Source organism: Helicobacter sp. CaF467b (assembly GCF_022664765.1).
Lineage (GTDB): Bacteria > Campylobacterota > Campylobacteria > Campylobacterales > Helicobacteraceae > Helicobacter_D > Helicobacter_D colisuis.
In genome coordinates this window covers 710,189-721,957 of record NZ_JALAIY010000001.1, presented here as the reverse complement: position 1 = coordinate 721,957, position 11,769 = coordinate 710,189, and the positions used below count along the sequence as shown (strand labels likewise).

The window sequence follows — 11,769 nt, the reverse complement described above, 5'->3', positions numbered from 1 at the left end:
TTTCATTGTTTTTCTACTTATTTATTTTTGACACAGCAAATCATAATATTCACTTGCTGGTTTATTGTTTAATTTTGACAATATTTTTGCTTTGATTTTTGGAGGTATGTCTAATAAATAAATCATTTCTTGAGTGAGTGTTTTTTCTTTTTCTATCTCTTTTTTATTTTCTAGCACCACAACCCATTCTCCCTTAATAGAAGTTTTTTGTAATTCTTTTAAAACTTCTTGAAGTGTGCCTTTATAAGTTTGTTGATATTTTTTAGTGAGTTCTTTTGCCAAAAAAACCACTCTTTGACTATCCACTTCGCACATCATCTCTAGTGTTTCTAGCAAACGATGAGGCGATTCATAATAAATAAGTGGGTAAGCACTTTTAAAATTTTCTGCAAAATTTTCTAAACGCTCCTTTTTCTTATGAGGGGGGAATCCCAAAAAAGTAAATTCTTTCTCTACAATTCCACTAAAAGCCACCGCCAAAGTTAAAGCGCTAATACCACCTACCACCTCATATTCCAAAGCATTGATTTGTAAAAATCGCACCAACTCCACTCCAGGGTCGCTAATACAAGGCATACCTGCATCACTCAAAAAAGCAATGTCTTGTGAAAAAAAATCCAAAGAAACTTGTTTTAAAAATTCAGCTTGATTGTGTGTATGAAAGGGAATATATTGATAAATTTTGTTTTTTAAAAAACCACGCTCTACCAGCAAAGAGAGAAGTTTTTTAGTAACTCTTGTATCTTCACACAAAAGCACTTCACATCTCTCTAAAACCTCTAAAGTATGGAATGAAATATCTTGTAAATTTCCTATTGGAGTAGGAAGAAAAGTAACCATTTTAATATGGTTATTTAAGATTATATCTTTGTTTAAACTTCTCTACCCTACCTGCAGTATCTACAACTTTATCAGAACCTGTATAAAAAGGATGGCAAAAAGAAGAAATATCAATTCTCAACTCTGGCTTAACACTCATTACTTCAATCTCTTTTCCGCTTGTAACACAAGTTACTTTACAAGGCACATATTCTGGGTGAATTCCTTTTTTCATTCAACTAACCTTTCTTTATGTTATGTTTTCAAATACAAATTAAAGCTGTAATCATAGCATATTTTTATAAAATTTTATGTAAAACCATTCTTTTTTATTTTTTATTCTTTTTTTTCTTGCTAAAATTTCTGTTTTAAATTCTATCGAATTTGGAGTGTAAAATGCCTATCACACCTCGCACACTTAGCGGTTTTAAAGACAGACTTCCCAAAGAAGCTTATGCTAAATCACAGATGCTAAAAAGTATTGTAACTTCCTTTGAAAAGTTTGGCTTTACCCCTATTGAAACCCCACATTTAGAATATGCCGAGATTCTAAAAAAACAAGGAAGTGATGAAATCCAAAAAGAAATGTATCATTTCATTGATCATGGTGGTCGTGAAGTGGCATTGCGATTTGACTTAACTTTGCCACTTGCTCGATTTATTTCTCAATACAAAAATGAACTTGGATTACCCTTTAAGCGCTATTGTATTGGAAATGTCTTTCGCGGAGAAAGAGCACAAAAAGGGCGTTATAGAGAATTCACACAATGCGATTTTGATTTCATTGGAACACAAAGCATTGGAAGTGATGCAGAGATTATACAAGTAATTTTCCAAAGCTTAAGTGATTTGGGCTTAAAAAACTTCACAATCCATATCAACAATCGCAAAATTTTTAATGGCTTATGTGAATCGCTAAATGCTAAAGAGGATACCACTGAAATCCTAAGAATCATCGATAAAATTGATAAAATTGGGCAAGATTCCGTAAGCAAAGAGCTCCAAGAAAAAACTTCGCTCACACCAACTCAAATCCAAACTTTGCTTGAATTTATTGCACTCAAACAAGAGGGCGATTCTCTTAAATTCCTTTCCTTGCTTTCTCCTTATAAGACTTATAATCAAACACTCAAAGAAGGCTTAGAAGAATTAGAAGCACTTTGTGAGATTCTAGCCTCCCTAATCCCTCAAAACTTTTATCAAATTAATCTTTCTATTGCAAGGGGTTTAGGCTATTACACAGGAATTATTTATGAAACTACATTAGGGGATTTACCCTCTTTGGGTTCGGTTTGTTCTGGAGGTAGATATGATAATCTCACGCAAAACTTTTCTAATGAAAAAATGAGTGGGGTGGGCGCAAGCATTGGACTTGATAGGCTTTTAGCGGGATTAGAAGAATTAGAACTGATTACTTCTAGCACACCTGCCAAAGCTATTTTAATTCCACTTGACAATCTCCAATATGCTTATGCCACTGCAAAAAACTTGAGAGAACTTGGAATAAAAATTGAAGTTTATCCAGAAATTATTAAACCACAAAAGGCTTTTAAATACGCCAACAACAAAGGCTACAAATGGGTTATTATAACTGGAGAAAGCGAACAAGCCACCCATAGCGCTTCACTAAAAAATATGCAAAACGGAGAACAACAAAATCAACTTTCCCTAGAAAAAATTGCAGATATTCTTAAGTAATTTTGTTTTTAATTAAATCTAGAGACTTGACACTCTAGGTTTCACTTGCAAATTAAAATCACTCCACTCACCTCTAAAGTATGATTCTAAGGCAACTCTGCCTATCATTGCTGCATTATCCGAACAATACTCCAAAGGTACTAAAAGCAATGTAACTCCATAATAATCACATATTTTTTGAATCTCATTACGCAACACAAGATTTGCACTAGCCCCGCCAATAACTCCAAAATATTTCCAAGAATCAGCACTTTTAGAATTTTTCTCAAAAAATATTTGAGTTTTTTTACTCAAATGTTCAATTGCCACTCTTTGAAAACTTGCACAAACATCTCCCATAAAAGCTTCATTTGGCGATTCTTGTTTTTGTATGACTAGTCGCACAGCATTTTTTAACCCAGAGAAACTAAAAGCAAAATCCTTTTTGCTTTTGAGGGGTAAAGGCAATTCAAAAGCCCTATCATTACCTTTTTTTGCATAGCACTCCACAATAGGACCTCCAGGATAACCAAGCCCAAGCATTTTTGAAACCTTATCAAAGCTTTCTCCAAAGCTATCATCAATAGTTTGCGCAATGATATTAATTTCATTAAAACTTCTTGCTTCAAGCAGCATTGTATGGCCACCAGAAACCAACAAAGCCCCCAAGGGAAAAATCGCTTCTTGCTCTAAAAAGAGCGAATACAAATGTCCTTTAAGGTGATTTACGCTAATAAGAGGAATTTCAAGTGCAAAGCTTAGGGTTTTTGCCATCATTAAGCCTTCCATTAAAGTAATATTTAACCCCGGCTCTGTCGTAACTGCAATGGCTTTTAAGTCTTTAAAATAAGGTTGAGTGTGCTCTAAAATTTGCGGAAGAATCTCTGCATGCAAACGACTTGCAATCTCAGGGACCACTCCTCCATAACTAGAATGCTCCCTTTCTTGTGAGATTTTTTGATGAAAAACAATCTTTTTATCTTTGATTTGCGTGATAGCAATCGAACTATCATCACAACTACTCTCAATACTTAAAATCAAATACTTACCCCTTATTTTTGTTAAATTAACTCTACACTTCCTGCTCTAAGACATTTGCACCAAGCTCTGAAAGTTTTTTATCAATTTTTTCTAAAGCTTTTTGCAGGGTTTCTTTACTAATATCTGGTAATTCCCCACCCCAAGTCTTTTCTGCTTGTTCATAACCGCGTATAATTCCCTCTCTCCCCGCTTGAAGTTTTTTGACATCATCACCTGCACCCGCCAAAACAAAATCAGCAATTCTCTCTGAAGTTTGACTAACCCCAAAAAATCCCTCTTCACTAATTAAATCTTTGGCTTCCTGCGTCGTTAAATCTTGCAATGCCTTCCCATCATAGCCAATCTCCTCTAAATCTAATCCACTTAAAATGCTATTGAGCTTAGCAGGATCTTCAGAGGCACTTGTCCCCATAAACCCAGTAGCGCCTTGCGCACCAAAATTATTTTTAGCTACTATGCTTATTTCCATTTGAAATTGCACAATATAGCCAGTCATTACTGATTTTGCATCAACCTTTGAAGCGACTTCTTGAATCTTTTTTTGTCTCTCTTCTGCGCTAGAAGTTTCCTTTGATAGCGGACTAGAACTCATTGCTGATTGTAATTCTTGCGTATAATCAACACCACTTTTAAGAGATTGTATTGACATATTGTCCTCCTTGACCAAAAATTTGTATATAATAATATCGACATTTTTTTAAAAAAGAGCAACAATGAAAAAATTTTATGCCGAATGGACTAAACAAGATGGTATTCTCCTAGCTTTCCCTCATCAAGATTCTGATTGGAGAGAATATTTGGCAGAAGTTAGGGAAGTTTATTGTCAAATCATTTATGAAATCATTCAAATCCAATCCTGTCTTGTTTTATGTCAAAACAAAGAAGAAGTAAAGCAAATTATCAAAAGTTATGCCAAAAACTCTCAATGGAATCTTAAATATTTAAAAAATCTCTATCTTATAGAGATACCAACTAATGATACTTGGGCTAGAGATTTTGGGGGAATCACCATTAACTATCAAGGGCAAAATCTTGTACTAGATTATGGGTTTAATGGTTGGGGATTAAAATTTGCAGCCAATTATGACAACAACATCACCAAACAACTCCATAAACTAGGGATTTTTAAACAAATTAAAACCAAAAAAATCATCTTAGAGGGTGGAAGCATCGAATCAAATGGCGAGGGAATCATACTTACAAACACTCAATGTCTCTTAGAATCAAATCGCAATCCAGCCTATTCCCAAAACAAGATTGAAAAAATCCTTAAAAAAGATTTTGGAGCCAAAAAGATTCTATGGCTTAACTACGGCTATTTAGCAGGAGATGACACCGATAGCCATATCGATACCTTAGCTAGATTTATTGATAAAAACACCATTGCTTATCTCAAATGTGAAGACAAAAATGATGAACATTATCAAGCCTTAGCCAAAATGGAAAAAGAACTAAAAAAACTAAAAAATCTCAATCAAAAGCCCTTTAAACTTGTCTCTTTACCCTTTTGTGAGGCTAAGTATTTTCATAATGAGCGACTTCCTGCAACCTATGCTAATTTCTTATTTTTAAATGGTGCCGTTTTATTGCCAATTTATCACGACAAAAATGACAACAAGGCAATTAAGATTCTCCAAAAAGCACTTCCAAAGCATAAAATTATCCCCATTGATTGTTCTGTCCTAATCCGACAACACGGAAGCCTCCATTGCATTTCTATGCAATTCCCAAAAGGCACTCTAAATTATGAAGCGCTCAAAAAATTTCAATAATTTTTTGGCTTTTCATTTTAGATTAAGTTATTTTAGATAGAATTTCATTCTCTCAATTGCGGAAATGGCGAAACTGGCAGACGCACCAGACTTAGGATCTGGCGCCGCAAGGCATGGAGGTTCAAGTCCTCTTTTCCGCACCATCTTTATTTTAAGCCCCAAACTTTTAAAATCCATTTTCAAACTTTCTAGTTTTCAAACTTCTCAATTTGCTTTTAAACAACCAAAAAGATAAAATACCCTTTACAAAATGGAAGGAAGCCAAATGTATCAAACAAGAATCTATTATGAAGACACAGATTGTGGCGGAATTGTCTATCACTCAAACTACCTTAAATATTGCGAAAGAGCAAGGAGTGAATGGTTTTTTTCTCAAGGCATTTTGCCACAACAAAACAATATCGGATTTGTAGTAAAAAATATGGCTTTAGAGTTTCTTTCTCCAGCCAAACTTGGAGATTTACTAACAATTCACACCGAGATTCTAGAGCAAAAAAACGCCTCTATTACTCTAAAACAGACTATCTTTAGAGATTCTTTGCAAAAAAATAGCCTTGAAAAATTAGATTCTAAGCCTATTTTTGCCGCCATTATCACGCTTGTTTGTCTTGAAACCACCACTCAAAGAATCACTAAGATTCCACAATGGGCAAAAGAAATCTTTCAAATCTCACACTAGGAAATTTTATGGAAAACAAAAACGAAATTCAATACCCTTGCGCTTGGCATTATCGAATCATCGGTAACAGCAAAGAAGAACTCATAGAAGCTGCTTTTGAAATCATTGAAAAAGAATTCATTCACACTCTAGGCAAAGAAAGTAGCGGTGGAAAATACCATAGTATCAACTTAGAAATTAATGTAGAAACCAAAGAAGAAAGAGATAAAATCTTTGCAGATTTACAAAAAGATTCTCGCATTAAATTTGTGCTTTAAAGCAAAATACAAATATTCATCTATTTACACCAAAAGAATCTCTTTTCTAAGCAACAAAAAGTTAGAATTAACACTTTATGCGGTGAATGCAAAAGGTGCGAAATGATTACAAAACAAAATATAGAATCACTTTTAGATTCTCTAGGATTTATACAAAATGACAAGGTTTATACAAAAACCATAGGCGATATAACCATAGGGGTAGATTGTGCCAAACAAGAAATCATCTACCCCACGCAAATCACAATCCACGACAAAACCACCTCAAACTTTTCTCACCCAGAAAATTTCGTCGTTTTTGAATGTGTGCATAGGCTATTACAAAAGGGTTATAAGCCAGAACACTTAGAGCTAGAGCCAAGGTGGAATCTAGGGCGAGAGGCAAAAGGTGGGAAAGCAGATATTTTGGTGCGAGATCATCAAGGCAGTCCTTATTTACTCATCGAGTGCAAAACCACAGATTCTAAAAATAGCGAGTTTGCCAAAGAATGGGCAAAAATGCTAGAAAATGGCGGACAACTTTTCTCCTATTTTCAACAAGAAAGAGGCGTGAAATATCTATGTCTCTACACAAGCGACTTTATAGATGATACTCTCAAATATCAAAACTACATCATACAAGCCTTTGATAACCAAGAATACCTAAACGAAAAAGAATTAGAAAAATCCTATACAAAAGCAACCAACAATCTTGAACTTTTTTCTGTATGGAAAGAAAGCTATGAATTTCACCACGAAAAGCAAGGTATTTTTGAAAACAATATCAACGCTTATAAGATTCTACAAACAACCCCAACCTTTGAAAACCTCAAAGAGCTCAAAGAAGAGGGCAAATACCACGAATTTGCTAAAATCTTACGCAAACACAATATTTCAGGCAAAGAAAATGCCTTTGATAAGCTAGTCAATATTTTTCTTTGCAAAATTTATGATGAGAGTTTTTATAAAGACAATCTAAAATTTGGCTATCGCGGCGTAATGGCAGATACTTATGCGAGTATGCAAGATAGGTTAATGTGGCTTTACAAAGAAGCAATGAGAGAATTTTTGGGCGAAAAAATCACTTTTGTCTCTAATGAAGACATAGAAAAAGACTTCAAAAAACTCAAAGTCAAAGCCCTCAAAGCAACAATGCAAAACTACATCAAAGAACTAAAATTCTACTCTAACAACGACTTTGCATTCCTTGAAGTGCATAACAAAGAATTATTTTTAAAAAATGCCCTTGTTTTAAAAGAAATCGTTGAGCTTTTTGCACCCTACAAACTCACACAAAACTCTACCAATCAATTTTTAGGCAATCTCTTTGAATTGTTTTTACAAAAAGGTATGAAGCAAGATGAGGGGCAGTTTTTCACCCCTATGCAAATTTGCGAATTTATCGTGTATTCTCTCCCCTTAGATTCTATGCTAAGCACAAAACCTCTAAAAGTCATTGACTATGCGTGTGGTGCAGGACATTTTCTAAACACTTATGCCAATGAGATTAAACGCTACATCAATACACAAGATTTAAAAGAGCATTACAAAAACATCTATGGAATCGAAAAAGAATATCGCCTAAGCAAGGTTTCCAAAGTCTCAAGTGCTATGTATGGGCAAAATGAAATCAATATCCTCTACGCCGATGCCCTTGCCACCTATGAACTAGAAAATCCAAAAACAGATAAAGGCAACAAGCAAAAGCCACAAATTGACAACCACAGCTTTGATGTACTCATCGCCAATCCACCCTATTCTGTCAAAGGCTTCCTAGAAACGCTAAGCCCAAAATCCAGAAAAACCTATGAGCTTTTTAATGCCGACATCAATATAGAATCTAACAATTCCATTGAATGCTTTTTTATCGAGAGAGCCAAACAGATTCTAAAAGACAATGCAAAAGCCGCTATCATTTTGCCAAGCTCCATTTTAAACAAAGATTCTATCTACAAATCCACACGAGAAATACTTTTCCAAAACTTTGATTTTATCGCTATTGCAGAGCTTGGAAGCCAAACCTTTGGTGCAACAGGCACAAACACTATTATTTTATTTTTACGCAAAAAAGAAACTTTTAGACAAGAAGAAAGCGTTGTCTCCCAAGACTACAGCCTTATAAAAGAACGCTTAGAATCAGAAAATCTACAAGACAATGATGATTTTTATCAAAATTATCTAAGTGCATATTGTGATTTTAGAGAGTTTAACAAAGAGCATTTTTTAAGCTTTTTGGAGGGAAATCTTAATGATGAGATTCTAAAGCTTGATACTTTCAAAGAATATCTCAATGCGTTTAAGCAAACAAGTGAATACAAAAAACTTACCGAATCTAAAACTTATAGAGATTCTAAAGATGAAGACAAAATCTCCCTAGAACGCACATATTTTATATCCTACGCCCAAAAGATTGAAAAAGACAAATTGCTTTATTTCTCTCTAAGTCTCAATCAAGAAGTGCTTATCATCAAAGCCCCAAGCGATATAAAAGAACAAAAGCGATTCTTAGGCTATGAATGGAGTAATCGCAAAGGCGATGAGGGCTTAAAAGAATTATCAAGCCCTTATGAAAGCCCACTTTTTGAACGCGACAATCCACACAATGATTTTAAACTAAACACCTTGATACGCAAATCTTTTGACAATACGCTTGATTCTATCCCACAAGAATTGCAACCCTACGCCACAAAGGCAAGACTAATTGATATGATAGATTTTAGCAAAGTGGAGTTTAATAAGGCGATAAGTTTAAATCCTATCAATTCACAAGGTGAGGGCAAGGCACAAAATCCTTTTGAAAACTCTAAGTATGAGTTGGTGAAGTTAGGGGAAGTATGCAATATTTTAATAGGTGGAACTCCTTCTAGAAGCAATCCTGACTATTTTAAGGGCAATAATCTTTGGGTTTCCATTGCAGAAATGAATGGACAAATTATTTTAGATACCAAAGAAAAAATTACAGATGAAGCTATCAAAAAATCAAATGTTAAGCTCATACCAAAAAATACAACATTATTGAGCTTTAAATTAAGCATCGGAAAAACTGCAATAGCAGGAAAAGATTTATATACAAATGAAGCCATAGCTGGACTTATTCCGATACACGAAGAAAAGATTCTTGATAAATATCTTTTATATTTTTTTCAAAGCAAAATATTAAATCTAAATTTAATAAGAGGCAATAATGCCTTTGGAAAAAGTTTAAACAGCACAATCTTGAAAGAAAACATTAAAATCCCGCTTCCACCGCTTGAGATTCAAACACAAATCGTTGCAGAATGTGAAAGCCTAGAATCACAATGCAACACAATAGAGCAAAGTATCAAGGCATACCAAGAACTCATTAAAGCAATTCTTTGGCATTGTGGGATTACTACAGAATCTACAAAAGATTTTGATTCTATCCTAATGTCTTTAGCAGAGTTAGAATCCAAACTTGACTTTGAGCTTTTAGGAAAGACAAAACAAGATTCTAAAGCATTTTTGCAGAATCTAACAAATACCCTAAACACTCTCCCAACTCCACCAAGCAATGGATGGGAAAAAGTAAAATTGGGAAGTATCGGAAAGATAAGTATGTGCAAAAGAATTTTTAAGCACGAAACAAACGAAGTTGATGGCATACCATTCTACAAAATAGGAACTTTCGGCGGTAAGGCAACCACTTACATAGATAAAGAGAAATTTGAAAACTATAAACAAAAATACCCATATCCCAAAAAAGGTGAGGTGCTAATTTCTGCAGCTGGAACTCTTGGTAAATCAGTCATCTATAATGGAGAATCGGCATATTTCCAAGATTCGAACATTGTGTGGATTAGCAATAATGAAACCAAAGCATTAAATAACTATCTTTTTGTAGTTTATCAAAAGATAGACTGGCAACAATACAAAACAAGTGGAAGCGTAATAGAAAGACTCTACAATGAAAATATAGCCAATATACAAATCCCCCTTCCACCGCTTGAGATTCAAACCAAAATCACACAAAGCATCGAGACAATCCAATCTCAAATTTCTTTTTTAGATTCTGCACTTCCGCTTTTACAATCTCAAAAACAAGAGGTATTGAAAAAATACCTTTTTTAAGCATTTCTAGGCAGATTCACAAAACAAGCCTAAAAATTTTAGGCTAGAATCTGCAATAGTTTTAACTCCACTTTGTTTTTACTAAGCGAACACTTCAACTTCCACATTATCGCCCTCTTTTAAAACATCAGAAACTTTTTGTTCTTAGTTTTAATCTGAAAAATAACTAAGCAATATTATCACGCAATACCTTTTATATTTAATTGAATCTTAAATTTAAGTTTATATTTATTTTCTATTAATATAATTTCAGTCTATTTTAAACATTATAGATTATAAACAAAAGGTTTTTTATGAACTTTAGTACCAAAGCTATTACTACAGCTGAAAATCCAAATCTAAGCGGACACACTTCAAGCGATGTTATTTCTCCCATACATCTCTCTAGCACTTTTGCAAAACCTGATTATGAAAATAATATTAAAGGCTTTAGCTACTCCAGACTAACAAACCCAACAAGAGAAGTCTTAGAAAAAAAGGTGGCGGCTTTAGAAAATGCAAAACATTGTATCGCCTATGCTAGTGGTCAAGCTGCAGAAAGTGTAGCTATTCTTAGTTTTCTTAAAAGTGGCGATGAAGTCATTTGCTTTAATGATATTTATGGCGGAACTAGAAGATTGCTTAGTTTTGTGTTTAATCATTTTGGCATTAAGGTAACTTATGTCGATATGACAAAGATAGAAAATATCAAAAACGCTATAAATGCAAACACTAAAGCCATTTGGCTTGAATCGCCTACAAATCCGCTCTTGCAAATATGCGATATTAAAGCAATTTGCAATCTTGCAAAAGAACACAATGTCTTAAGCATAGTTGATAATACCTTTGCTACACCATTTTTACAACGACCATTAGATCTTGGCGCTGATGTAGTTTTGCATAGCTTGACCAAATATATCAATGGGCATAGCGATAGCATTGCCGGTGCTATTTGTCTTAATGATGAAAAACTTTATGAAAAACTTCGCTTTGTTTCAAACAGCACAGGAATGATTTTAAGCCCTTTTGATTCTTATCTCAATGCAAGGGGTGTTAAAACTTTAAAATTGCGTGTGCAAAAACAATGTGAGAATGCCTTTGCTGTGGCTAGTTTCTTGGAGAAACATAAAAAAATTAAAAAAGTTTTATATCCAGGCTTAGATTCTCACCCTCAACATGCTTTGGCTAAAGAGCAAATGAATGGCTTATTTGGTGCTGTCGTAAGTGCCTATTTGGATACAGATGAAGAAGGAATGAAGCGTTTTGCTCAAAACCTAGATTTATTTATTCTAGCAGAAAGTTTGGGTGGCGTTGAGAGTCTTTTTGGTTGCCCTTATTATATGAGTCATGGTAGTGTTGATGAAAATATCAAAAAGCAAATGAATATTACTAAAAATCTCCTAAGATTCTCAGTGGGATTAGAAGAGGAAGAGGATTTAATATCAGCCCTAGACTTTGCATTAAATAAAATTTAAAG

Annotated in this window: 10 protein-coding genes and 1 tRNA gene; 7 read left to right on the top strand and 4 right to left on the bottom strand. The window is 34.1% G+C overall.

The annotated features are described in order from the left end of the window. Window positions 1-21: 21 nt before the first annotated feature. A complete protein-coding gene (gene rsmI / locus MKD52_RS03750) occupies window positions 22-840 on the bottom strand; it encodes a 16S rRNA (cytidine(1402)-2'-O)-methyltransferase (RefSeq protein WP_242099294.1) in 819 nt (272 codons plus the stop codon). Between the two features lie 10 nt (window positions 841-850). Then, window positions 851-1,054 (bottom strand): 50S ribosomal protein L31, encoded by a 204-nt coding sequence (gene rpmE, locus MKD52_RS03745; RefSeq protein ID WP_005020629.1) that lies wholly within the window; start codon window positions 1,052-1,054, stop codon window positions 851-853. Window positions 1,055-1,215: 161 nt separating this feature from the next. Here rpmE and hisS point away from each other — a divergent pair, with 161 nt between their 5' ends. Further along, on the top strand, window positions 1,216-2,517 hold the full coding sequence (hisS, locus tag MKD52_RS03740; protein ID WP_242099293.1) for a histidine--tRNA ligase: 1,302 nt from the start codon (window positions 1,216-1,218) through the stop codon (window positions 2,515-2,517). 18 nt (window positions 2,518-2,535) lie between these two features. On the opposite strand, the gene tsaD is transcribed toward hisS, so the two are convergent. Both tsaD and MKD52_RS03730 read right to left on the bottom strand, forming a co-directional pair. After that, window positions 2,536-3,537, bottom strand: a complete 1,002-nt coding sequence (gene tsaD / locus MKD52_RS03735; protein ID WP_242099292.1) for a tRNA (adenosine(37)-N6)-threonylcarbamoyltransferase complex transferase subunit TsaD — start codon at window positions 3,535-3,537, stop codon at window positions 2,536-2,538. A gap of 31 nt (window positions 3,538-3,568) precedes the next feature. After that, entirely contained in the window at window positions 3,569-4,186 is a 618-nt protein-coding gene (locus MKD52_RS03730; RefSeq protein WP_242099291.1) for a hydrogenase-4 component G, read from the bottom strand. A gap of 64 nt (window positions 4,187-4,250) precedes the next feature. Here MKD52_RS03730 and MKD52_RS03725 point away from each other — a divergent pair, with 64 nt between their 5' ends. The 6 genes from MKD52_RS03725 to MKD52_RS03700 all read left to right on the top strand — a co-directional run bounded on the left by MKD52_RS03725 (window position 4,251) and on the right by MKD52_RS03700 (window position 11,767). Next, window positions 4,251-5,309 (top strand): agmatine deiminase family protein, encoded by a 1,059-nt coding sequence (locus MKD52_RS03725; protein ID WP_112056923.1) that lies wholly within the window; start codon window positions 4,251-4,253, stop codon window positions 5,307-5,309. A gap of 58 nt (window positions 5,310-5,367) precedes the next feature. Then, window positions 5,368-5,452 (top strand) — tRNA-Leu (locus tag MKD52_RS03720). A gap of 122 nt (window positions 5,453-5,574) precedes the next feature. Then, a complete protein-coding gene (locus tag MKD52_RS03715) occupies window positions 5,575-5,988 on the top strand; it encodes a YbgC/FadM family acyl-CoA thioesterase (RefSeq protein ID WP_242099290.1) in 414 nt (137 codons plus the stop codon). Between the two features lie 8 nt (window positions 5,989-5,996). After that, window positions 5,997-6,245 (top strand): DUF493 domain-containing protein, encoded by a 249-nt coding sequence (locus MKD52_RS03710; protein WP_181566522.1) that lies wholly within the window; start codon window positions 5,997-5,999, stop codon window positions 6,243-6,245. Window positions 6,246-6,347: 102 nt separating this feature from the next. Then, a complete protein-coding gene (locus MKD52_RS03705) occupies window positions 6,348-10,313 on the top strand; it encodes a restriction endonuclease subunit S (protein WP_242099289.1) in 3,966 nt (1,321 codons plus the stop codon). 293 nt (window positions 10,314-10,606) lie between these two features. Then, the gene (locus MKD52_RS03700; protein ID WP_242099288.1) at window positions 10,607-11,767 is read left to right on the top strand and encodes a PLP-dependent aspartate aminotransferase family protein; all 1,161 of its coding nucleotides are present in this window, start codon (window positions 10,607-10,609) and stop codon (window positions 11,765-11,767) included. The last annotated feature ends 2 nt before the right edge of the window (window positions 11,768-11,769 follow it).